The sequence below is a fragment of the Prochlorococcus marinus CUG1438 genome (assembly GCA_017644325.1).
In the GTDB taxonomy this organism is placed as follows: Bacteria; Cyanobacteriota; Cyanobacteriia; order PCC-6307; family Cyanobiaceae; genus Prochlorococcus_A; species Prochlorococcus_A marinus_AA.
This window is the reverse complement of record JAEPLS010000002.1, coordinates 203,481-227,914: the sequence shown is the minus strand read 5'-3', so window position 1 is coordinate 227,914 and position 24,434 is coordinate 203,481. Positions and strand designations below refer to the sequence as shown.

17 protein-coding genes are annotated in these 24,434 nt (G+C 28.7%); 5 read left to right on the top strand and 12 right to left on the bottom strand.

Going from position 1 to position 24,434, the window contains the following annotated elements:
• Nucleotides 1-5: 5 nt before the first annotated feature.
• Together metH and JJ847_07145 are read right to left on the bottom strand one after the other, a co-directional pair.
• Entirely contained in the window at nucleotides 6-3,572 is a 3,567-nt protein-coding gene (gene metH, locus JJ847_07150) for a methionine synthase (GenBank protein MBO6960661.1), read from the bottom strand.
• An 18-nt stretch (nucleotides 3,573-3,590) separates the two neighbouring features.
• Nucleotides 3,591-4,505 (bottom strand): branched-chain amino acid transaminase, encoded by a 915-nt coding sequence (locus JJ847_07145; protein MBO6960660.1) that lies wholly within the window; start codon nucleotides 4,503-4,505, stop codon nucleotides 3,591-3,593.
• Nucleotides 4,506-4,577: 72 nt separating this feature from the next.
• Between JJ847_07145 and cobN the strand changes: the two genes are divergently transcribed.
• Nucleotides 4,578-8,315, top strand: a complete 3,738-nt coding sequence (gene cobN, locus JJ847_07140; protein ID MBO6960659.1) for a cobaltochelatase subunit CobN — start codon at nucleotides 4,578-4,580, stop codon at nucleotides 8,313-8,315.
• A 1-nt stretch (nucleotide 8,316) separates the two neighbouring features.
• Here cobN and JJ847_07135 read toward each other — a convergent pair whose 3' ends face one another.
• From JJ847_07135 to JJ847_07120, 4 genes are all read right to left on the bottom strand, one after another.
• On the bottom strand, nucleotides 8,317-8,964 hold the full coding sequence (locus JJ847_07135; GenBank protein MBO6960658.1) for a PHP domain-containing protein: 648 nt from the start codon (nucleotides 8,962-8,964) through the stop codon (nucleotides 8,317-8,319).
• Nucleotides 8,957-9,523, bottom strand: a complete 567-nt coding sequence (gene hemJ, locus JJ847_07130) for a protoporphyrinogen oxidase HemJ (protein MBO6960657.1) — start codon at nucleotides 9,521-9,523, stop codon at nucleotides 8,957-8,959. The genes JJ847_07135 and hemJ overlap by 8 nt, the downstream gene beginning before the upstream one ends.
• Before the next feature lie 87 nt (nucleotides 9,524-9,610).
• Nucleotides 9,611-11,569 (bottom strand): excinuclease ABC subunit UvrC, encoded by a 1,959-nt coding sequence (gene uvrC / locus JJ847_07125; GenBank protein MBO6960656.1) that lies wholly within the window; start codon nucleotides 11,567-11,569, stop codon nucleotides 9,611-9,613.
• 9 nt (nucleotides 11,570-11,578) lie between these two features.
• Nucleotides 11,579-12,067, bottom strand: a complete 489-nt coding sequence (locus tag JJ847_07120; protein ID MBO6960655.1) for a flavin reductase — start codon at nucleotides 12,065-12,067, stop codon at nucleotides 11,579-11,581.
• Between the two features lie 59 nt (nucleotides 12,068-12,126).
• On the opposite strand from JJ847_07120, the gene coaD reads away from it, so the two are divergent.
• Nucleotides 12,127-12,600, top strand: coding sequence for a pantetheine-phosphate adenylyltransferase (gene coaD, locus JJ847_07115; GenBank protein ID MBO6960654.1), 474 nt, complete (start codon nucleotides 12,127-12,129; stop codon nucleotides 12,598-12,600).
• A 4-nt stretch (nucleotides 12,601-12,604) separates the two neighbouring features.
• Here the strand turns inward: coaD and JJ847_07110 are convergent, their stop codons facing one another.
• Genes JJ847_07110 through JJ847_07095 form a run of 4 tightly spaced genes read right to left on the bottom strand, consistent with a single transcriptional unit; the run spans nucleotide 12,605 to nucleotide 16,491 of the window.
• Entirely contained in the window at nucleotides 12,605-13,825 is a 1,221-nt protein-coding gene (locus tag JJ847_07110) for a D-alanyl-D-alanine carboxypeptidase (GenBank protein ID MBO6960653.1), read from the bottom strand.
• A 7-nt stretch (nucleotides 13,826-13,832) separates the two neighbouring features.
• Complete coding sequence (locus JJ847_07105) at nucleotides 13,833-14,459, bottom strand: DUF1995 family protein (protein ID MBO6960652.1); 627 nt, start codon at nucleotides 14,457-14,459, stop codon at nucleotides 13,833-13,835.
• Entirely contained in the window at nucleotides 14,459-15,631 is a 1,173-nt protein-coding gene (locus JJ847_07100; GenBank protein MBO6960651.1) for an aminotransferase class V-fold PLP-dependent enzyme, read from the bottom strand. The genes JJ847_07105 and JJ847_07100 overlap by 1 nt, the downstream gene beginning before the upstream one ends.
• A complete protein-coding gene (locus JJ847_07095) occupies nucleotides 15,631-16,491 on the bottom strand; it encodes a diaminopimelate epimerase (protein ID MBO6960650.1) in 861 nt (286 codons plus the stop codon). Before JJ847_07095 ends, JJ847_07100 begins: the two co-directional genes overlap by 1 nt.
• A 106-nt stretch (nucleotides 16,492-16,597) precedes the next feature.
• Between JJ847_07095 and JJ847_07090 the strand changes: the two genes are divergently transcribed.
• Nucleotides 16,598-19,168, top strand: coding sequence for a leucine--tRNA ligase (locus JJ847_07090; protein ID MBO6960649.1), 2,571 nt, complete (start codon nucleotides 16,598-16,600; stop codon nucleotides 19,166-19,168).
• Here the strand turns inward: JJ847_07090 and JJ847_07085 are convergent.
• Nucleotides 19,165-20,748 carry a glucose-6-phosphate isomerase gene (locus tag JJ847_07085; GenBank protein ID MBO6960648.1) on the bottom strand — a complete coding sequence of 528 codons (1,584 nt, stop codon included), beginning with the start codon at nucleotides 20,746-20,748 and terminating at the stop codon, nucleotides 19,165-19,167. The two genes, JJ847_07090 and JJ847_07085, sit on opposite strands and share 4 nt — an antisense overlap.
• A gap of 177 nt (nucleotides 20,749-20,925) precedes the next feature.
• On the opposite strand from JJ847_07085, the gene JJ847_07080 reads away from it, so the two are divergent.
• Complete coding sequence (locus JJ847_07080) at nucleotides 20,926-21,582, top strand: phosphoribosylglycinamide formyltransferase (protein MBO6960647.1); 657 nt, start codon at nucleotides 20,926-20,928, stop codon at nucleotides 21,580-21,582.
• Here JJ847_07080 and JJ847_07075 read toward each other — a convergent pair.
• Nucleotides 21,566-22,621 carry an N-acetyl-gamma-glutamyl-phosphate reductase gene (locus tag JJ847_07075; GenBank protein MBO6960646.1) on the bottom strand — a complete coding sequence of 352 codons (1,056 nt, stop codon included), beginning with the start codon at nucleotides 22,619-22,621 and terminating at the stop codon, nucleotides 21,566-21,568. The genes JJ847_07080 and JJ847_07075 overlap by 17 nt on opposite strands.
• Nucleotides 22,622-22,754: 133 nt before the next feature.
• Here JJ847_07075 and ribA point away from each other — a divergent pair, with 133 nt between their 5' ends.
• Complete coding sequence (gene ribA, locus JJ847_07070) at nucleotides 22,755-24,434, top strand: bifunctional 3,4-dihydroxy-2-butanone-4-phosphate synthase RibB/GTP cyclohydrolase II RibA (protein MBO6960645.1); 1,680 nt, start codon at nucleotides 22,755-22,757, stop codon at nucleotides 24,432-24,434.

Genomic DNA, 24,434 nt, shown 5'->3' with positions numbered 1-24,434 from the left:
TTAGCTTAGGCGCTGAAATATTTAGCTTTTGAGTGTAGTGAAATAATAGCTGTAGTACTTTGTTCTGGATGAAGTTGTTCAGATTCATCCATGGTCAAGTTTATTCTTTTTGCATCCAACAATGATATTTGTATGTTTGAATCAGAGACTTTTGGACATGCAGGATAACCAAATGAATATCTAGCTCCTCTATATTTTTGAGCTAGTATTTCTCTATTTATTTCTGGTTCTTCAGTCCTAAAACCACATTCAATACGAATTAATGCATGGACATACTCAGCTAGAGCTTCTGCTAATTGCACTGTAAGTCCATGGAATAATAAATAATCGCTATATTTATCTTCTTTAAATAATTTTAGAGAATATTCACTAGCAATATCGCCCATCGTTACTGCCTGCATAGGAAATATATCTATCGGTTTATCATTTTTTAAATCACAATAAAAATCAGCTATGCATAAATTATTCCCAGATTTTTGTCTTGGGAAATTAAATTGGGATATTTTATTTAATGATTTATCATCAAATAAGAAAATACTATTATTTTTTCTACCGCACCTGAAATATCCATAAACTGCTTTGGGTGAAATAAGTTTTTTTTCTATAATTGTCTCTAACCATCTATCTAACAATGGTTTAGCATATGAATCCAAATAGTTATTGTATTCATCTACGCTTTGGGTTTTTCCTTTTTTTATTTGCCATTGTCCGCTAAATAGAGCTTTTGTATCTAGATAAAAAATTAACTTATTTAAATCTATATCGACCTCGTTCAAGACTTTCGTTCCCAAGAAAGGGGCTTGAATTGGTTCTTCTTCATTTATAAATTTAGATCTTATGAAATTTTCTTTTAAATTTATTTTGGATGTCTCGGTATTTATGGATATTGAATTTTTAACAGTTTGAGAGTTGGATTTTGATGAGGCTAAATTAGTATTTATACCCTCATTGTTAATAAACCCCTCTGTATTTGACCAATTACCCTTTTTTTTATTATCCATATATTCATTCATGAATTTAAGATCAGTGAATGCATCTTTTCCGTACAATATTTTCCCTTTATAGATTTTGCTGCAGTCCTCATTTACAAATTTTGGGGTTAAGGCAGCGCCTCCTAATATTACTGGTACACTAATATTTTCATTGTTGAAAGCCTCTAAATTATCTTTCATAAAAGCAGTTGATTTAACAAGTAATCCGCTCATAGCGATGCAATCTGCATTGTGCTTTTTTTGTGCATCTATAATTGCTGAAACATCTTGTTTTATTCCAAGATTTATTACGTCATAACCATTATTTGTGAGTATTATGTCAACCAAATTTTTTCCAATATCATGAACATCGCCTTTAACAGTGGCAATTAAGAGTTTTCCATTTGATATGTTTTCATCTACAGTTTCCATATATGGTTCTAAAATTGAAACAGCAAATTTCATTGTTTCAGCGGATTGGAGTACAAATGGCAATTGCATTTGACCTGAGCCAAATAAATCTCCTACAACTTTCATCCCATCTAGTAAAAAGGTATTAATTATTTCAAGGGGTTTATATTTTTTTAACGCTTTAGTTAATTTATCCTCTAAACCTATTTTTTCTCCATCAATAATATGATTTTTTAGACTTTCTTCCAGAGTTAGGTTTTTATTTTCTGAAGATGCTTTTTTGAAATCTTGAATAGATAAATCTTGAAAAGCCTTTGTTAATTCTACTAATGGATCATAAATGCAAATATCATCTTCAAATTCTCTTTTGTCATATATCAAATCTAAGCAAAGCTTTTTAGTTTCTTCAGAAATTTTTGATAATGGCAAAATTTTATTTGGAGCAATGATAGCAGAATCCAATCCCGCTTTAATGCATTCATCTAAAAATATTGAATTTAAATTAATTCTTGATAATGGTGAAAGCCCAAAACTAATGTTTGATATCCCCAGTATGATGTGACTATTTGGGAAATTTTTACGAATTTTTGATATAGCATTAATTGTCTCTTTAGCGTTTAATCTATCTTCTTCTATCCCAGTAGATATTGGCAGAGCTAATGGATCAAAAAATAACTCATAATCTGACAAGCCACATTCTCTAGTTCTATTAACCGCTCGTTTTACAATGTTAAATTTTTTATCCGCATTCCTTGCCATTCCATCTTCATCAATAGTTCCTACAACAAGACCTGAACCATACCCTAAGGCTAAATTTAGAACTTGATCAAACCTTTCATTTCCGTCTTCGTAATTGGTTGAATTTATAATACATTTACCACCAGCTGACTTTAATCCACTTTCCATTTTGTCAGCATCTGTAGAGTCAATCATTAATGGCAAATTTATGTTGGTAACTAGTTTTGAAGTTATTTCTTTCATATCTTTCACTCCGTCTCTCCCCACATAATCAACATTCACATCTAGAACATGTGCATTTTCTTTTTGTTGTTGCTTTGCGATTGAAACTAGTCCATCCCAATCGTCGTTATTTAATAACTCCCTTACCTTTTTAGATCCACTTGCATTTAATCTTTCTCCTACAATCAAAATAGAGTTGTCTTGTTTGTATGGTACAGAATTATATATTGATGATGCAGAGGGAATATAACCACTTAAATTGTTATTAACATTTTTGTTAGACCTTTCGTCATCAATAATTTCATCGATTATTGAAGAAAGATATTTAATATGTTCAGGTGTTGTCCCACAACATCCACCTATTAATTGAACATTAAAGTCATATATAAAATTCATTAACTGCATCTTCAATTCTATTGGCTTTAATCTGTAGTGAGCTACACCACCAATATTTTCAGGAAGTCCTGCATTGGGAATACAGCTTATAGCGAAAGGAGAATTTTCAGACAAATATTTAATATGTTCTTTCATCTGTTCTGGACCAGTTGCACAATTCAGTCCAAGGATATCTATATTAAATGGTTCTAATATTGTTAATGCAGAGGCGATGTCAGATCCAACAAGCATAGTACCTGTTGTTTCCATTGTTATCGATACCATTATAGGTATATCTATATTTTTACTATCAAGTACTTCTTTAGTCGCTAATAAGGCAGATTTTATTTGTAATACATCTTGACAAGTTTCAATTAAAAGAAGATCAACTCCTCCATCTGTAAGACCATATATTTGTTCTTTATAAGATTGCTTTAATTGATCAAAATCTATATGTCCTAATGTTGGTAATTTAGTAGTTGGTCCAATTGAGCCAGCAACAAACCTTGGCTTATCAGCTGATGCGTATTTGGCAACAGTCTTTTTTGCTATTAATGCAGCATTTTTATTTATCTCATATGCCTTATCCGCAATATCATATTCATCAAGAACTATTGATGAGGCTCCAAAAGTATTGGTTTCTATAACATGACAGCCTGCTTCTAAAAATGAATTATGAACCTTTTCAACTACCTTTGGTGAGGATAAAACAAGGTTTTCATTACAACCCTCTAATTCTTTGCCTCCAAAGTCGTCTGCAGTAAGATTTAAGTTCTGAAAAGAAGTTCCTGTTCCCCCGTCAAAAATTATTAATGGCTTTTCATCTCTATTTAGATAGGTTCTGAAAGATTCCATTTCTAGATAAAAATTTATTTATTTTAAAGAAATTCTTGTTACCCAATTATCATAGTCTTGAGAACGACCTTCTGTTATTTCTATAAGCTTACTTTTTAATTTATTCATTATTGGTCTTTCACCATTTAATTCACTTGATTCAATTTTTTTAACTGGAGTAATTTTTGCTGCTGTACCAGTTAGAAAAACTTCATCTGCTATTAATAATTCTGTTTTATCAACAGGTCTTTCAATTACATTTATTCCAAAGGATTTTGCTAATTCAATTACACTAGCTCTAGTAATACCCTCAAGTATATCTTGATCAACACCAGGAGTGATTAAGTCTCCGTTTCTTACAATAAATAAATTCATGCCACTAGCTTCGCTTACTTTACCACTTGAATTTAATAGCAAGGCTTCATCAAAACCCGATAAACTAGCTTCTGTTTTAGCTAATGAACTAGTAATATAAGCTCCACTTATTTTTCCTCTCAATGGGAGAGATCTATCTTCTTGTCTAGTCCAACTACTCATTCTACAAGAAACACCATCTGGGGATAGATAATCTCCCAGTTCAATACAATAAATAAAGAAATCTGTTTCAATATTGTGTAACCTTGGAGCTATACCTAAATCGCTTGTATATACGAATGGTCTAATATAGATAGGTTTTTCTGGTTTATTTCTTTTTATAACTTCCTCTAAGGCTTTAAAAATATATTCTTCAGAAATATCAGTTAAGAGTAATTTTGCACTTTGAGATAATCTTTTTATATGTTTATCAGTTCTAAATAAGAGAAATTCTTCTTTATTTGTAGGGTTAGGTATTGCTCGCATTCCACCAAATGCAGCAGTACCATAATGTAGAGCGTGAGTAGCTATTGATATTTTTGCTTCTTTAAATGGAATACATTTACCTTCGAACCAGGCGTAAGGAAGAAATTCATGCATATTCAATTTATTTAATTAAGGTAAACTTGTTTTATCCTACTTACGTATTCTAAACCCTATTTATATATAAAAATGCACAGGATATTAAATATAGCAGGAAATGAAAAGAATAAGGATGATTTAATAGAGCAACCAGTTGCAGATTTTATTTTTATAACAAGTGTCAAAGCTGATTTAAATCTCTTATCGACCTTATTGTTAGAAAAAGAATTTGCTTCATTAAAAAATAATATTAGAGCTTTAGAAATATCTAATTTAAATTCCTCAGCTCAAGTAGATAATTATCTATTAAAAACAATTAATTATGCAAAAGTTGTCGTACTACGATTATTCGGAGATAAAGGTACATGGAACTATGGAATTGAACAACTTTTAAATTGGCAAGCAGTTGATAAAGAAAGGAAGTTAGTAATCTTATCAGGGACCCTCGATCAGGAAGTTTCCTTATGTGAAATAAGTAGTATAGATAAAGATCTAGCATTAAATTTTTCTAGATTACTAAGATCTGGAGGACTGGAAAATTATAGAAAATTTCTTAATTGTTTAAATTACCTAAAAAAAGATGAAACATTAATTCCTGATGAGTTTTTGAAGATTTCTTTTTATGCAGATCCTTATTTGTATGATTGGAAAATTGAAAAAGGAGAAAAGATTGGAATAATATCCTATAAATCGCTTTTTTTGGCTAATGAAATTGAAGTAAACGAAAAACTTAATTTGCAGTTAAGAAAATGCGGATTATCCCCTAAAACATTTTTTATTTCAACTCTAAAAGATCATAGTATTCAAAAGAAATTAATAGAAATTTTTAAAAAAGAAGATATTAAAATAATAATTACCACAACTTCATTTTCTTCATCTCAAATCAAAAATAATAATTTGATTGAAAATTCTACAAACATTTTTACTTCTCTTAAAATCCCAATTTTACAGCTTCTTTCTTCTAATTTATCAAAAAAAAATTGGTCAAATTCATCAATTGGGATGAATTCATCTGATTTATTAATGCAAATAATTATTCCGGAATTTGATGGAAGAATTACTACCTGCCCTTCTGCATTTAAAGAAATAATTTCAAAAAAAAATAAACTTTACAGTGAAATAACTAGTTACAAAGCTGATCAAGTAGGGATTGAATGGATTACAAAATTTGCATCAAATTATGTGAAACTTCAGAAACTTAATAATTTTGATAAAAGAATTTGTTTAGTAATAAGTAATTATCCAGTAAGGAACGCAAGAATTGGTAATGGAGTTGGTCTAAATACACCATCTTCAATAATAAATATTCTTAATTGGTTAAAATTAGAAGGTTATGACCTTGGAGCTTGTGATTATCCTCAAGATTCTTCGGAATTAATGTCAATGCTTATAAAAACTAGAACTAATGATATTGAATCTCAAAATAATAGACCGTTAGATTACTTACCACTTAGTGAATATTTAAAATATTGGAATTATTTAGAACTTGATCCAAAAAATATTATTGTTAATCGTTGGGGTAAACCATCTGATGCAATAGATCTAGATAATGAAGGCTTCTCAATAAATGGTCTTAGATTTGGAAAAATAACATTATTGATTCAACCTCAACGAGGTTATGAAGCTTACACTGATAGGGATATTCATTCTCCTGATCTTCCACCTCCTCATAGATATCTAGCACAATATTTTTGGATTGAAAAGGTTTTTAATGCAAATGCTATATGTCATATTGGTAAACATGGGACTGTTGAATGGTTACCTGGCAAATCTATAGGTCTCAGCAATAAATGTTTTCCAAATATTATTTGTCCAGCAATACCTCACATATATCCCTTTATCGTAAATGATCCTGGAGAAGGATCCCAAGCTAAAAGAAGAACTGCTGCCACAATTATTGATCATTTAACCCCTCCTTTGGATAGGTCAGAATTATATGGAAAATATTCAATATTAGAAAATTATTTAGACGAATATTTTGAAGCAAAATTATTAAATTCTAATCGTATTGAAATAATAGAAAAATCAATTTTTGAATTAATTAAAAAAGAATTTAGTGAAATTACTTTAGATAATAAAAATAATCAAATAGAAGAAATTGATTCCTTTCTATGCAAAATTAAAGAATCCCAAATTAGAACAGGTTTGCACGTTTTTGGCAATAGGCAGAATAATATTAATGAAATAAATTTATTCTTGTGTATTGCTAGAGTACCAAATGCCAACCGCATTGGTGTTGTTCAATATATAGCGAAAAATTTAAAACTAGATTTGAATCCTTGGACAAATAAATATGATCAAAAGTTAACTGAAATGGATAAAAAAATATTATTCAGGTTTTCAAACAAAAAAATTTTAAATTTTAGGATGGCTATTGAGTTTTTGGAACAACAAGCCAAATATATAATATATTTATTTTTTTACAAAAACAAAACTAATATAGAATATCTAGAAAAATATAAAAATCAGAAAATAATAGACTATTTCTTTAATGATAAAAAACATAATAATTATTTTTTATTATTAAAAAATGAGATCCTAAATCCAATAATTAATTCTCCTTATAATGAAAAATTATCATTTATTAATTCATTAAATGGCAAATATGTAAAAAGTGGTCCATCTGGAGCCCCTACTAGAGGTAAAACTGAAGCTTTACCCACAGGTAAAAATTTCTTTTCAGTTGATGCTAGAGGACTGCCAACTGAATCAGCATGGAGTGTTGGTTGTAAATCTGCGTCTCAAATACTTGATTTATACAAACAAGAAAATGGAGAAGATTTAAAAAATATGGCAATATCTGTATGGGCAACATCCACCATGCGAAATGGTGGAGAAGACATTTGTCAAATATTATATTTATTAGGCGTACAACCTATATGGGATGGCCCCTCAAGAAGAGTAGTTGACTTAGAAATCATCCCTTTATCTGTTCTCGATAGGCCAAGAGTAGATGTTACATTAAGGATTTCGGGAATGTTTAGAGATGCATTTCCTCAGTTAGTCAAATTAACTTCTAAAGCAATAAATCTGATTTCTAATCTTAATGAGAATGATAAATTTAACCCTCTTGCTGGAGCATTAAAGGTTGGTGATCCAATTAATCGTATATTTGGTTCAGCCCCAGGTTCATATGGAGCTGGTCTACAAGAACTAATTTCAAATTCTAATTGGGAAAATATAGAAGATTTTGGAGAATCTTTTCTTAATTGGAGTAAGTGGATTTATAGTGATAATATTGAACCTATTGAGGATAAAAAATCATTAGAAAACGCTCTTAAAAAAGTGCAATTAGTTGTTCATAATCAAGATAATAAGGAACATGATATTTTAGATTCTGATGACTATTATCAGTTTCAGGGTGGTTTATCTTCAGCAGTAAAAAAATTGAGCGGTAAATTACCTGAAATGTATCATGGGGATTTATCTAAATTTGGATTATCTAAAATTTCAAAATTACATGATGAAGTTAATAAGGTCGTTATATCAAGAATACTTAACCCTAAATGGATAAACGGAATGAAGGATAACGGCTATAAAGGAGCGTTTGAATTTTCTGCGACACTAGATTATTTATATGCTTTTGATGCTTCTACTGAAGTAGTATCAGATTGGTGTTATGAGGAAGTTTATAAATCATGGTTATGTGATCGTGATCTTATGAATTTCTTTCTAGAAAATAATCCATGGGCTTTAAGAGATATTGCACAAAGATTTCTTGAAATTGTTAATAGAAAAATGTGGAATAATTGTTCTTCAGATGTCATTGAAAATTTGAAGAAGATAATTATTAATACTGATTCAAAAATTGAAAAAAACGAATTCTAAATTATCTGCCTAATAGTGAAAGGCCATGACTATCTGTTCCGCATGTTTTTAGCATTGAATATTTATCTGCTAATTTATCTATTTCTGAACATACAAATAAACTAGGATTCCATACTTCATTAAGTTCATAATCGTACCAAACCTCTATTCCATCAATACCTTGTGATTTGGCCTCTGGAATTAATTTATAAAAGGGTATTCTGTACCTCGCTGGATGTGCAAGAAATGATAAACCACCAGCTAAATTTATTGCTTTACTAACTGACTTAATATTTAAATCATTACCTATTGGAGATTCTCCAAGGATGTAGGGATTTAGGTATCTACTTTTAATATCTATTCCCAATCCTATTACATGTACTAAACATCCTAGTATTAAACAATTAATTTCTATTCCCGAAATTAATGTAAAAGAATCTTTTGGATATTTTTTGAGTATATTATTTTTTTTTATATATTCATGAGCTTTAATTGTATGATGATCGGTTATTGACAAAAATTTCAAGTTATTTTTATAAGCTTGTTCTAAAAGTTCATACGGTTCTAAACTTCCATCGCTAAATTTTGTATGACAGTGAAAATTAATATTTTTAGGACAACTATTTTTATTAATATTGGCAGTTAATTTTTTTAAATCTTCCCTATTCATTACTTAATGAATTCTCATTTTTCTTTCTAATCTTTGCATATAATTGTATTGAAGCCAACATGAAAATAATTAGTCCAACTACACTCCATGTAGCAACACTAGTAGGAAAATTATTTTTAAAAATAACTAAAAGTACAATTATAAATAATAATAAAGTAGGCAATTCATTTAATAATCTAAGGTTTTTAGCTGAAATGGTTGAGGTACCATTTTGTAATGAATACATTATTTTATAACAATAAGAATGATAAATTACTAATCCTAAAACAAAAGAAATTTTAATTTGCAACCACTTCTCACTTAACCAACTTGGTTGCATAATAATCATGCATATAGCCATACTTAAAGCTAATATCATCCCAGGAGTTGTGATTATATTAGCCAGCCTTTTTTCCATCAAGGTATATTGTTTGTTAAAGGCAATTTTTAATTCATTATCCATATTTTTAGATTCTTCATGATAGATAAAAAGTCTTACTAAATAAAAAAGTCCTGAAAACCAAACTATTACACCAATAATGTGAAGTGATTTAAACCAGAGATATGCTTCGACTGCCAAATTACTAGATTAATTTATAATTATATATTTAATATAGTTATATTTAACATTATCAATAAATCTATTTTTCAAAAATTTAATTAATATTTATAACTCGTGAAAATATTCATATATATCATTTACAGAATTTTTTCCTAGTCCTTTAACTTTTGATAACTCTTCTTTACTAGCTATTCTTATGGCGTCTATTGATTTAAAATGCTCAAGCAATTCTCTTATTCTTGATGGGCCTAATCCACTAATTTGGGACAATTGTGATCTATTCATTCTTTTAGATCTTTTGTCTCTATGAAAAGATAATGCAAATCTATGTGCTTCATCTCTTACCCTTCTTAATAGAAGAACTCCTTTTTGATTTTCATCAGTATCAAGAGACTTAGTAAAGCCTGGAATAAATATTTCTTCATTTTTTTTGGCCAATGAACATATAGTAACTTCTTCCTCAAGATTTAATTCTCTTAATGCTTTAATAGCTGCATTTAATTGCCCTTTACCTCCATCAATCATTATTAAATCAGGCCAATCTGATAAGAGTTCATTCTCGAGTTTACTATTCGTTTTATCATTTAATATTGAAAAATCGCCTCCGCTTTTTTTAAATATTGACCATTTTCTAAACCTTCTATGTATTACTTCATATATCGAAGCAAAATCATCACTATGTCCTACAAAAACATTTGGATCTTTAATTTTATATTTCCTATAATGCTGTTTAGAAGGAATACCATCAATAAAAACTACTTGTGATGCTACAGGGTCACTACCTTGGATATGGCTTATATCATAACCTTCAATTCTTTTAGGTTGTTCGCTTAATTCGAGTATTTGAGCAAGATCCTCAATTGATGATTCAGTATCTTGTATCCCATTTAATATTCTATCTAATTCTAATTTCGCATTCTTTAAAACCATTTCTACAGTTTCATGTTTTTTATTTCTTTTTGGTATTAAGATTTTAACTTTCTTTTTTCTTAGTTCCGTTAACCAATCCTCTAAGGTTGCTATTTTTGGAAGGTTATATTGAATAAGAATTTCTGATGGAATTTCTACGCCTTCAACATTCATATAATGCTCTTCTAATACCTTTTGTAGAATAAGATTTTCGTCTTCGTTATTTAACTTTTGACTATAGCCAATTCTCCCAATGAGTTTACCAGATCTCATTTGGAAAATTTGTATACTAGCTACATTTTTTTTGGAAACTATTCCAAAGATATCTCTATTAATTGATGAATCTGGTATTGATATTTTTTGTGATTCAGTTAATAATTTTAAACCTGAAATTTGGTCTCTTATTTTTGCTGCATTCTCATAATCTAAATTATTTGAAAATTCCACCATTTTTTTTTGTAAAAATATTTCTAAGTCATCATTCCTTCCCTGAAATATCATAGATACTTGTTTCATTATTTTTTTATAATCTTCAGATGATATAACTTCTTGGCAAACACCTGGACATCTTCCTATTGAATAATTCAAACAAGTTCTATCTTTATAGACTGGCCTTGGTCTTTGTCTAAGTGGAAATATTTTTTTTATAGTAAATAATGTTTTCCTTAATAATCCGACATCAACATAAGGTCCATAATATCTATCTAAATTTTTTCTATTTCTTCTCCTTCTTGTAATAAATATTCGAGGATATTTTTCACTCCAGGTTATACAAAGATATGGATATTTCTTATCATCCTTTAAAAGAATATTAAAGTATGGTTTGTTTGTTTTAATTAAATTTGACTCTAAATTTAATGCTTCATATTCACTATCTGTAACTATAATTTCTATTTCAGTGATTTGACGAACCATCAAATTTAATCGGGGAGTTAAATCTGAATAATTATTGAAATAACTACTTACTCTACTGCGTAATTTTTTAGATTTACCTATATAAAGTAAGTTATTATCTATATCTTTAAAAAGATAACATCCAGATGACTTTGGAATTTCAGATAATCTTGATTTTAATAACTGCTTATTATTTATTAATTTATATTCAATTTTAAAATTATATTTGTTATCTATTGTTTCGATAGAGGAATTACTCATTTATAGTAGTTAACCTCCATAATTCCAGCCAGTTGAAGATAAATTTAGTGAGTCGACATCATTATTCAAATAAGCAGATTGAACCTCTCCTACAAAAACGGTATGGTCTCCATGAACAACACTTCCAACAACATTACATTCAACTCCACCTACACTATCAACTAAAATAGGCAATCCAAGCTCACCTAAATTAAATTCAACAGATTCAAATCTACCTCCTAATGCTTTTTGGGGTTTAAAGAAAACAGCTGCTAGATCCTTTTGATCACTTTTGAGAACATTTAATGAGAACTTATTGGAAGACTTTATTATTTCATGACTAGAACCCTCTGCTCTAACAGCCATTACAACTAATGGTGGAGTAAAGGAACCTTGAGTCACCCAACTTGCAGTAAATCCATTAACTTCATTTTTATCCTCGTCTCTAACTCCACAAATAAATAATCCGTGAGGTATTTTTCTTAATAAGATTTTTTTTGCTTCTAGATTTAATGTCATAATTGATTTATCTAATAATTTTATTTTAACTAAATTTCTTATTCGATCATAATAAATTCATGAAAATTCTTTATCCAGGTACATTCGATCCTTTAACAAACGGTCATCTTGATTTAATAGAAAGAGCAGAAAAATTATTTGGCAATCTAGTTGTTGCTGTTTTAGAAAATTCTTCTAAAACACCGACATTTAATCTTCAAAAAAGAATGTTACAAATAAAAAATTCCCTCTCTCATTTACCAAATGTTGAAATTACTTCTTATTCAGGACTTACTGTTGATTGTGCAAAGGATTTAAAAGCTAATCTTATTTTAAGAGGCTTAAGGGCAATGAGTGATTTTGAGTATGAACTCCAGATTGCACATACAAATAAATCTCTAAATAATGATATTGAAACTATATTTTTATCAACAAATACAAATTTTAGTTTTCTTAGTAGTTCTTTAGTAAAAGAAGTAGCGAAATTTGGTGGTGAAATTAATCACATGGTACCCCCATGTGTTGAAAGAGATTTAAAAGAATATTTTAAATAATTTTCTAATTACATGATTTTATATAATAAACATCACTTAATAGTTTAAAGGCTTTTTCTTTATCAATATTTTTAGAATTTTGGATAATGCTAATAATTATTGGCTTCTCATTTTTATATAAAAAGCCAGATAGTGCAAAGACATTTGAAAGAGTTCCAGTTTTTCCAAAAAACTTTCCAGATAATTCACTATTTACAAATCTTTTAGCTAACGTTCCTCGTACTCCCGTAATAGAAAGTGTAGATTGATAAGCATTAAAATCATTAGAATATCTCATCTTATCTAAAAACAACACAACTAACTTTGTTGTAATTTTATTTTTTCTAGACAATCCACTCGCATCTGCAAAGTATGTATTATTTACTGGTAGACCTTTTTTTTCTAACCAATTTTTCAATTTTATATAATCATTATCATTCCATGTATTTGAGGCATTTTTAAACAGAGATTCTGCAGTAAAATTATGACTTTCAGAATTTGTTAGAGTTAATAATGAAAGTATTGGAGTTGAATAAATTTTATTAATCTCGGTAGTATCTTTTAAATAGAATCTTTTTTTTGAGTCAAAAAAATTAATATTTACATTTGAATTTAAATATTTATTTTCTAAATAGTTTTTAATAAAATATTTTAAAGCATTAATATCTTCATATCTATTGTAATTACTTTCTATTGCAAGAGATGTAATTGGAGATCCATATTCGTATAGTTTATCTGTATTTGTCCAACCTTTAGGCCAATATAACTTTGAATCAATTTCTACAATATTAAAGTTGATAACTTTATTTTCTTTAACATTCGAAATTAGGTCGATTATATTTTCATAATTAAGATCTGGATCACCTTGACCAATCAAATAATAATTATTTTTATTTTTTAATAAGGAAGTTTTTAAATTATTATTTAATTTATATTTACTTAAAACAAAAGCTGAAGAGAATAATTTTTGATTTGATGCTGGCAATCTTGGAACTTCATCATTGTAGGAACTAATTATTGTACCCTTATTATTTATAATGGTTACACTAAAAGAATTATCAAGAGTTTGATTCAATAAAGCATCATAGTTAGGACATTTTTTATTTCTATTTATTATTCCAGGGAAATTAAAATAAATACTATTTAAAATACTTATTTTTTGATTTATAAGTAAATATCTTATTAAGAAAGGACATGTTACCAATAAAAGAAAAATTAGTAAAAATGAATAAATTTTTTTTATCACATTTAATCTATAGATTTAAAAAAATAGATTCATTATCGGGTTTATTTTCAAATTCTTTTTTAAAAGAATATTTTTGGTTTTCTTCTTTAAAGAGCATCCATTTATTTGGGTAAATATGCATTAGAGCTGCTTTATTTAAAGGCTGAAGAAAATAAACATTTTTCCATGTTTTAACAAATTTTTTTCGTCTTTCTCTAATAACGCTTCCTATACCAATATTAACATCTTCAAATTTTGGATTTAATGAATAATGAGTTCCTTTATAGTTATTAGTCATTGGTTCAAATGAATCGAAATCATAAGGCTGAGGTAACATCGATATCATTGCACTATCATTATTATATATATTATTTGATTGATTAAATGAGTTAAAAGTAAAAATTTTATCTTTGATATCAGGAAAGTCTCTTTGAGCCAATGCTGCCGCACCTTGATCAGAAAATGTTATGAATACATTATTATTTTTAGCTAAAATCTTGTAAATAGTTATCCCAATTCTGTTAAATTTCAATCCTTCAAAATTAAATTCTAAAGTAAATCTTTTATTTGAATCTAATAAACTTTGAATAATTCCATCCTCCATATTTTTAAGTGATTCGTTTAAATCTTTAGGTAGTTTATGATTAGTAGTCATTAAAATTTGTCAATACATATTTGAATAAGTTTTAAAAATTTATCTATTTCAAACTTATTATTTATTGAACCTAAAGTAACACGAATATTTGAATATAGTTCATCATTTTTAAAACCTATATTTTTTAAAGTTGAGCTTGGTTTCCCAGATGAGCTTGAACATGCACTTCCACTACTTATTGCTATATTATTTTCTGACATGAAATTAACAATCTTATAGGCCCTTATAGGCTCAAATCTTTTATTTAAAAGTATAAATGAAATATGATTGGGAAGCCTATCGATAATACTACCCGTAATCTTTATGTGATTATTATCCTCAAATTTTTGAAAAATATAATTTTTTAGTTTATTAATATTACTTTTTGGAAATTCAGTTTTGTAATCATATAATTTTATTTTCCCTTTAATATTTTTTAACGATTCATACATTCCAGCAATTAATGGCAAAGCTTGTGTTCCTTGTCTAATTGAATATTCCTGAGTAAGTGCAATATCTTTATTTTTTAATATTTGCCTAGACTTTTCTTTTGTTAAAAGAATACCGATACCTTTTGGACCTCCAAATTTATGAGCAGATAAACTTAAAAAGTCACATTTAAGATCTTTCCAACTGAATATACCATTACTTATTATTTGGGTTCCATCTAAATGAAACACTATATTTGATTTTTCACATTTTGTACCTATATATTGAACAGGTTGTACTGTACCAATTTCACTTTGTCCCCAAATAATTGATACAAGTTTAGTTTCTTTAGTTAAAGTTTTATCAATATTAGAAATATTTAAAATTCCATCATTATCAACAGACCATTCAGATATATTCCAGCTTTGTCTTCTTAGTTTATTAACACATATAGTTGTTGCCTGATGTTCGACATTAGAAATAACTACCCTGCCTTTTTTAAAGGTCTCATAAATATTACTAAATACAATATTTGTCGATTCAGAAGAACCAGATGTAAAAATTATATCCTCTGGTTCTGCATCAAATATATAAGCAATTTTAGATCTAATTTTTTCAAGAAATGTAGAGCATTTTATCCCAGCCTTATATGTGGATGATGGATTATTCCAATAATTAATATAAGTTTTATTTATTATATTTAAAACATTTTCAGATAATGGTGTCGTAGATGCATGATCTAAATATATAAGATTATTTTCCATTAATTTACTAACATTGATCCTGAAAAAACCTTTTTAGCATTACCAGTCATCATGACTTCGGAATCGTCTTTTGACCAATTAATCTTAAGATTACCTCCAGGTAAAGTTACTATTGTTTTTGAATTACAAAGACCTAATTTGTAAGCAGCTACATGAATAGCGCAAGCTCCTGTTCCACAGGCTAAGGTTGGTCCTGCCCCTCTTTCCCATACTTTTACTTTGATATTATCTCTATTTAAGATTTGACAAAAATGAACATTAGTTTTATCTGGAAATAATTCATTTTTTTCAAATATAGGGCCAAGTCTAGAAAGAACAATTGTCTCTAAGTCTTGTAGAAAGAATATTAAATGTGGATTTCCCATTCCTACGGCATAACCTTTATTATTAAAATTTTTCTCAATAAAATCACTTGATGGAAGTGAATTAATTTTTTTTTCAATTTTTGTTGGAATATTTTGACTATCTAAAATTGGAACTCCCATTTTTACTGTGATTTCATCATCTATGTATTTTGCAATTTTTATACCTGCTTTAGTTTCTATTTTATATTCATTATTATGATTCTTCATTGAATCATTTAGATGTAGATACTCAACTAAACACCTAATTCCGTTTCCACACATTTGAGCTTCAGAACCATCAGAATTAAAGATTATCATTTTTGCATAATTATCTTGATTAGGTTCTTCTATAAAAATTAAGCCATCTGCTCCTATACCAAATTGCCTGTTGCAAATTTTTTTTATATCAAAAAATTTATTTTTCTTGTAATTGTTATATAAATCATTTCCTCTGGAATCAATTACTATGAAATCATTTCCGTTACCTTGATATTTTTCAAAAGTTATACTTTTCATTTGTAAATAATATATTCTAAATTTAATTATAAATTATTCCTTTTAACAATCTATTTCTATTTTATACAATGGATATTAAAATAATAATTTAATAAATAAAAATTAAGTGATTTCTCCTGATAAACAATATGAAACTGATACTGATTTATATAATCCATCTGAAATAGAAAAAAAATGGCAGTCAATATGGTCAGAAAATAACTTGTATAAAACCGATGAATTAACTGAGAATAGTGAAAAATTTTATGCGTTATCAATGTTCCCCTACCCTTCAGGTAATCTTCATATGGGACATGTTAGGAATTATGTTATTACTGACTTAATAGCTCGGTTTCAGAGATTTAAGGGGAAATCTGTTTTGCATCCAATGGGTTGGGATGCATTTGGTTTACCTGCTGAGAATGCAGCGATTGAAAGAGGAATTAGTCCAAGTGTTTGGACTAAAAAAAATATTTCCCATATGAAGTCACAATTAAAGCTTTTAGGACTATCAGTTGATTGGGATAGGGAATTTGCTACCTGTGATGAAAATTATTTTATTTGGACACAATATTTATTTTTAGAATTATACAAGGCAGGTCTTGTATATCAAAAGGAATCAGAAGTTAATTGGGATCCTGTAGATAATACAGTTTTAGCGAATGAACAAGTTGACTCAGAGGGCAGATCTTGGAGATCTGGAGCAATAGTTGAAAAGAAATTATTAAAGCAATGGTTTTTAAGGATTACTAATTATGCAGATGAGTTATTAAATGATTTAGATAAATTAGATAACTGGCCAGAAAGAGTTAAAATAATGCAAGATAATTGGATTGGAAAATCAGTTGGTACAAATATTAATTTCAATATCAATACAAATCCACAAGAAATATTAACTGTATTTACAACAAGGCCAGATACTTTATTTGGTGTTACATATCTAGCAATTTCTGTTAATCATACATTAATTAAGAATATTTCTGATCAGGTAGTCTTACAAGAGATAGAAAAACTAAAACAATATCTGAAAACAAATAAAAATAATGAACTTGAAAAAATTGGAATAAAAACTAGCTTAATAGCTATTAATCCAGTTAATTTTGAACCTATACCTATTTGGGTGGCAAGTTATGTTCTTGATGAATATGGTACAGGAGCTGTTATGGGTGTACCTGCTCATGACCTAAGGGATTTTGAATTTGCTAAGAAAAACAATATTGAAATTAAACAAGTAATTATAAAGGATCAAAGTAAACAAAGTATCGAGCTTGATAATGCTTATGTAGAAAATGGATATCTTATTAATTCAAATCAATATGATGGTATTTCAAATACAATTGCTAAATTAAAAATTTCAGAAGAGGGAGTAAAAAATGGATGGGCCGAAAATAAGATTCAATATCGACTAAGGGATTGGTTAATTTCTAGACAAAGATATTGGGGATGTCCGATACCAATAGTTAATTGTAAAAACTGTGGTTCTGTTCCTTTAAACCAATTGGAATTACCCGTTTCCTTACCAAAAGATATAGAAATCTCCTCTAACAAAATAAATGCTTTAGGTGATAATAATAATTGGATAAATACGACATGCCCAAAATGTGGAAAACCAGCAAGAAAAGAAACTGATACTATGGACACTTTCATGTGTTCATCTTGGTATTTTTTAAGATATCCATCTTCAAAATGTTCAACAAAGCCATTTGAAAAGGTTGAAATCAATAAGTGGTTGCCTGTAGATCAATATGTTGGAGGAGTAGAGCATGCAATATTGCATTTGTTATATGCAAGATTTTTCACCAAAGCTCTGCGAGATAATGAACTATTTGAAATTGATGAACCATTCAAAAAACTATTAACTCAAGGAATGGTTCAGTCAGCGGCCTATAAAAACAATAAAACGGGTAAATATGTTGCTCCTTCGGATATTGCTGACCTATCAAATCCTAAAGATCCAATTGATAATTCTAAACTAGAAGTTCTTTTCGAAAAAATGTCAAAGTCAAAATATAATGGAATAGATCCTGAATCAGTAATTAAAAAATACGGAGCAGATACAGCAAGAATGTTTATATTATTTAAAGCACCACCAGAAAAAGATTTGGAATGGGGAGATACAGATGTTGAAGGACAATTTAGATTTTTAAGCAGGATTTGGAAGCTTTATATAAATTATGCCAAAGATAAAAATATTAAAAGTAAGTCCTATCCAGATAAAGAAAAATCTTTAATAAAGTCAATTAATATTGCCATAAAAGAAATCTCAAACGACATATTAAATAACCAATTTAATACTGCAATTTCAGAACTAATGAAGTTTTATAATTCATTATCAAACTCCATTAATGATGTAAACAATAATTTAAAAAAAGACGCTTTAAAAACATTTTGTATTTTGTTAGCTCCATTTTCACCTCATATCGCAGAAGAAATATGGCATCTTATAGGATTTAAAAATTCTGTTCATTTAGAAGAATGGCCTTCCTTTAATGCCGAAGCACTAAAGGAAGATTCATATGAACTAGTCTTACAAGTGAATGGAAAAGTTAGAGACAAAGTAAATATTAATAATGATTTTAATGAAGATCAAATTAAAGAATTGACACTTAAAAGACCTAACATATTGAAATGGACTAAAGATAAGGAAATAAGAAAAATTATTATTGTTAAGGGAAAAATTATGAATATTGTTGTTTAAAAATTTGTTTTTTGAATGATTAATGAATTTGGATTAGACCAATCGCCCTTAACTGAATAATCATTATTACCGAAACACATTTCACGGACTATGAAAAATATAGATTCACTCACTGAATTATCAAATAATGATGTTATCTCATTTATAGAAAACTCTCCTCCTTCTTCTAATAAATTACTAACTTTTTGTTGATACTCGATAATATTTGCGGCTGCTTTCTTACCAGCTTCAACTCCAGGTTGATCATATGCATTTATATTTACCAATTCAGCATAGAAGGATACAGCCCTCTCAAATAAAGCAATTAAGGCACCTAGTGAAAAACAATTTAATTTTTCTAATGTGATAGTGATACTTTGTCTGTTTTCACTTGAGAGTGCTGATCTTGTTCCTTGCAAAAAACCAGAAAGGTATTCTTTAGGATTATCTTTCTCATTAAAAATATTAGTAGATGGAGAATCTAATAATTCAATAAAAATACAAAAGAAATTATCAATTCCATCTCTAAGTTGCTGAACATAAGCATGTTGATCTGTAGATCCTTTGTTACCAAATACGGAAATACCTTGATTTACTACTTCACCGTCCCTATTAAATTTCTTACCTAATGATTCCATTACTAATTGCTGAAGATATTTACTAAAAACCTGTAACCTATCTCTATAAGGTAATACGACCATATCTCTCTTTCCAACGCCATCCCCAGTTAAATACCATGCGGACGATAATAATGCTGCGGGATTATTTTTAAAATCACTTATACGTGTGGCCTCATCCATTAATGATGCACCTCTAATAAATTCAAATATATTTTCATTAATAAGTGCTAATGGAAGTAATCCCACAGAACTTGTAATACTTGTTCTTCCTCCAACCCAATCTTGTAAATTAAATATTTTTAACCAATTTTCAGAAGTTGCTTTATTAAATAGCTTACTATCTTTCATCGTTATAGCTATAGCATTAGAATTCCATTCAAGAGAATTATTTTCGCAATGACTTTTAATAATTTCCATAGCAATTCTAGGTTCAGGCGTACCACCTGATTTACTTACTACTACGAATAATGTTGTGGATAATTTTTCAGATAATTCTTCTAACTTTTCACAAATTAAAAAAGGATCAACATTATCTATATATGAAAAATTTAATCCTTTAGAACATTTCTGGAGTGACTCTGTAATAAGTAATGGTCCTAATCCACTTCCACCAATTCCTATCCATAGAACATCAGTATAGTTTTGATTATTCTTATTCTTAATATTCCCATTTAAAATTTTTTCCCCAAATTTAGAGATTTCATTAATATCTGCATTTATCTCTCCATTTATTTTGGAAGATGGAGAAATTGATGGATTTCTAAGCCAATAATGTCCAACTTGTCTATTTTCATCAATATTTGAAATTGCACCATTTTCTAATTTTTTTATTGAAGAAAAAACATCTATAAATTTCTCTTCTAAATTTTTTATTTCTTCATTTGTGAAATTAATTTTGCTTATGTCTAACCAAATTTTTAATTTTTTATCAAACCAAAGATAATTGCAGAATTTATCCCAAGAGTTTAAATCTTCATTCATTTTATATATTTGTTTCTTTTATTTATATTTAATTATATCTAAACGAATAGTATATAGATTTGAATCATTTAAAATTGTTTAAATTTTTATTTTCAAATAAATATGTTTTTGAATATTAACAATTAAGATTGAGGGTTTTTTTTATTTCATATGAATTTATCATTAGATAAAAAAACTTTGGATAAATCATTTAATTACATAATTTCGCCTGAGATATCTAAATTTAGAAGATTTTCACCAAAATTAAAAATAGGTGTACTAGCTTCTGGAAAAGGAACAAACTTTCAGGAGTTAATAAATCTCTCAGAAAAAGGAGAGTTTGATATAGATATAACAGTTCTTATAACTAATAAAGAAGATGCTGGTTGTATAAAAAGAGCTCAAAAGGCACAAATACCTTATAAGATTATTAAAAATAAACACTTTTCACAAAAAGTGGAATTTGAATCAGAAATTATAAATACTTTAATTAATTATGACGTTGAACTTATCGTAATGGCTGGTTGGATGAAAATCGTCACTCCATTTTTCGTTAATAAATTTAAGAACAAAATTATAAATATTCACCCTTCTTTACTTCCTGCATATAAGGGTGGTTCTGCAATAGAGGATTCTATATTAAATGGCTCAAAAATAACTGGCTGTTCAGTACATTTTGTTGAGGAGGAGGTTGATAGTGGTTCTCTTATAATGCAAGCAGCGTTACCAATTTTTGATGATGACAATATTGATACTCTTTCAAAAAAAATACAAATACTTGAGCATAAAATTTTACCTCACTCAATCTCTTATGCTGGTTTTTTGATAAGGAATAATTTTAAGGATAGTTATTAGTTAACTCAAGACCTTCATCCATAGACAAACCACTCATTATATTTAAATTCTGAATTGCTTGACCAGTTTGTCCTTTTAACAAATTATCAATAACAGATAAAATAATAATCCTTCCATTTCGAATATCAACTTTCACTGAAAGGAAAATTTGGTTCGTATTTTTAACCCACTTTGTTGAAGGGTATGTATCTACAGGTAAGACTTTAATATTTTTAAAATTTCTATAAAAATTATCCAATAAAATTCTGCAATCATCTGAAGTTAAACCGGGATCTTTTAATCTCCCATATATAGTCGAATGCATCCCTCTTGCAATTGGAACCAAATGAGGAGTAAAAAGAAGTTCAATTTTATTTCCAGAGATTAATGATGCTACTTGCTCGATCTCTGATGTGTGTCTATGGTTTATCAATCCATAAGATGATAAACCTTCCCCACATTCTGATAAGAGTAGCTTTTGGTTTGGTTCTCGCCCCCCTCCAGAAGTTCCGCTTTTAGAATCGATAACTATACCTTCATTTTCAATAATTCCCTGTGAAAGATAAGGAGCTAATGGAATAAGAGCCGATGTTGGATAACAGCCAGGACATGCTATTAGTCTGCCTTTTGATATTTCATCTTTATTTATTTCGGGAAGACCGTAAACTGCTTCTTTGCACAAATCATCGTCATTTCGTTTATAAATATGAGCTTCTTTGGAATATACTTTTCCCCATTCATCTAATGATTTATATCTATAGTCAGCTGATAGATCAATAACCTTAACACCTTTATCTAGTAATTTCCTTGTCAAAGTGGAAGCTATGCCATTAGGTAAACAAAGCAAAGCTACATCAGAGTTATTTGAGATATTCTCAACTGATATTTTTTCTATATAAGGATCTGTATCTAGATAAATAAAGGGAAAATTGTCATTCCACTTTGATCCAGAAGTTTTGTTACCTCCTAAAAATGAAATTTTATGGTTTTTATTTTTCTTTAAAAGATTTACCGCTTGAATACCGCCGTAACCAGTAGCACCTACTATTGCAACATTCATTTCTTTGAATTGGCAGACTTTGAGATAGGATTATAAAGTGTTGAATTTAGGGTAACTAAAACACTATTTTTCTATATTGATAGGAATAATGAAAGAAACAAGTCCCCAATCAAATAATGGAACAATTTTGGATATAAATGAATCTTTTAAAATTGAATTTGATCCTATTAGCGATGCATTAGCAGCAATAAGAAATGGTGAATGCATAATTGTTGTAGATGATGAAAGAAGAGAAAATGAGGGTGATTTAATTTGTGCGGCTCAGTTTGCAACTCCTCAGCAAATCAATTTTATGGCTACTGAAGGAAGAGGTCTTATATGCCTAGCTATGCAAGGCGAAAAACTAGATTCCTTAGACTTACCTTTAATGGTAGATAGAAATACTGATGAAAATCAAACAGCTTTTACGATATCAATTGATGCTGGACCAGAAAATAATGTTTCGACTGGAATTTCGGCTGAAGACAGAGCTAAAACAATACAAGTTGCTATAAATCCAAATACAAAACCTGAAGATTTAAGGAGGCCAGGACATATATTTCCATTAAGAGCAAAAAAAGGTGGAGTTTTAAAAAGGGCAGGTCATACAGAAGCAGCAGTAGATATTGCTGCAATGTCAGGACTTTATCCCGCTGGAGTGATTTGTGAAATACAAAATCCTGACGGATCAATGTCAAGACTTCCACAGCTTAAGGAGTATGCAAAACAGTGGGGAATGAAATTAATATCCATAGCTGATTTAATAAGTTATCGATTTCAAACTGAGAGGTTTGTATACAGAAAATCTGATGCTGTTCTTCCAAGTATTTTTGGAAATTTCAAAGCTTATGGATATGTAAATGAACTTGATGGCTCAGAACATGTTGCATTAGTTAAACAAAAATCATCAAAACTAAGTGAACCTGTATTAGTGAGAATGCATTCAGAGTGTTTAACTGGTGATGCTTTTGGATCACTACGTTGTGATTGTAGACCCCAATTAGAGGCTGCATTATCAAGGATAGAAAAGGAGGAAGAGGGAGTTGTGGTTTACTTGAGACAAGAAGGCAGAGGTATTGGTCTAATAAATAAATTAAAGGCTTATAGTTTACAAGATGGTGGATTAGATACAGTGGAAGCTAATGAGAAATTGGGTTTTCCTGCTGATCTCAGGAATTATGGAGTTGGAGCACAGATATTAACTGATCTTGGGATAAGAAAATTAAAATTACTAACAAACAATCCAAGAAAGATTGCTGGATTAGGTGGATATGGAATAGAAGTTATTGAAAGAGTTCCATTAGTTATTTGTCCAAATGATAATAATGCTGAATATCTAAGTGTAAAGAAAACTAAGTTAGGACATATGATTGATGAAGATAATTCTAATTCAAGCTATATCGATCCATTTATATCTATTTTCCTTGATGGAAATTATAAATCTATTGATCTTGTTCCAATAAAGAATAAAGCTATTAATTTTTGCGATAATAATAACATTAATATTAAGCTGGAAAGTTCTCCAAGATTATTGGCTTTTTGGAATAGACCAAAATTAGTTTGGCGAATTTTACATGATCGAAATAGAACTAATTCCAACATCACTGATGAAGAAATCAAGAATATAGAATTATATATTCAGTTCTTATCAAAATTCGATAAAAGTACAAAGATCGGTATTATTGTTTCTAGAAATATTGAACAGGCATTACATCCAAAAAGTAGTATCAAACTCATAAATACTAAATTTACTATTAACAATGAAATCTTATATTCATCTACAAGAAAATTTAATCTAGATAAAGAGACATTTAGTATAGTTTTTGAAGACTAG

Excerpts from the sequence above, each read along its gene's own strand:
- metH (MBO6960661.1), bottom strand. The coding sequence starts at position 3,572 with ATGGAATCTTTCAGAACCTATCTAAATAGAGATGAAAAGCCATTAATA.
- JJ847_07145 (MBO6960660.1), bottom strand. The coding sequence starts at position 4,505 with ATGCATGAATTTCTTCCTTACGCCTGGTTCGAAGGTAAATGTATTCCA.
- cobN (MBO6960659.1), top strand. The coding sequence starts at position 4,578 with ATGCACAGGATATTAAATATAGCAGGAAATGAAAAGAATAAGGATGAT.
- JJ847_07135 (MBO6960658.1), bottom strand. The coding sequence starts at position 8,964 with ATGAATAGGGAAGATTTAAAAAAATTAACTGCCAATATTAATAAAAAT.
- uvrC (MBO6960656.1), bottom strand. The coding sequence starts at position 11,569 with ATGAGTAATTCCTCTATCGAAACAATAGATAACAAATATAATTTTAAA.
- JJ847_07120 (MBO6960655.1), bottom strand. The coding sequence starts at position 12,067 with ATGACATTAAATCTAGAAGCAAAAAAAATCTTATTAAGAAAAATACCT.
- coaD (MBO6960654.1), top strand. The coding sequence starts at position 12,127 with ATGAAAATTCTTTATCCAGGTACATTCGATCCTTTAACAAACGGTCAT.
- JJ847_07105 (MBO6960652.1), bottom strand. The coding sequence starts at position 14,459 with ATGACTACTAATCATAAACTACCTAAAGATTTAAACGAATCACTTAAA.
- JJ847_07100 (MBO6960651.1), bottom strand. The coding sequence starts at position 15,631 with ATGGAAAATAATCTTATATATTTAGATCATGCATCTACGACACCATTA.
- JJ847_07095 (MBO6960650.1), bottom strand. The coding sequence starts at position 16,491 with ATGAAAAGTATAACTTTTGAAAAATATCAAGGTAACGGAAATGATTTC.
- JJ847_07085 (MBO6960648.1), bottom strand. The coding sequence starts at position 20,748 with ATGAATGAAGATTTAAACTCTTGGGATAAATTCTGCAATTATCTTTGG.
- JJ847_07075 (MBO6960646.1), bottom strand. The coding sequence starts at position 22,621 with ATGAATGTTGCAATAGTAGGTGCTACTGGTTACGGCGGTATTCAAGCG.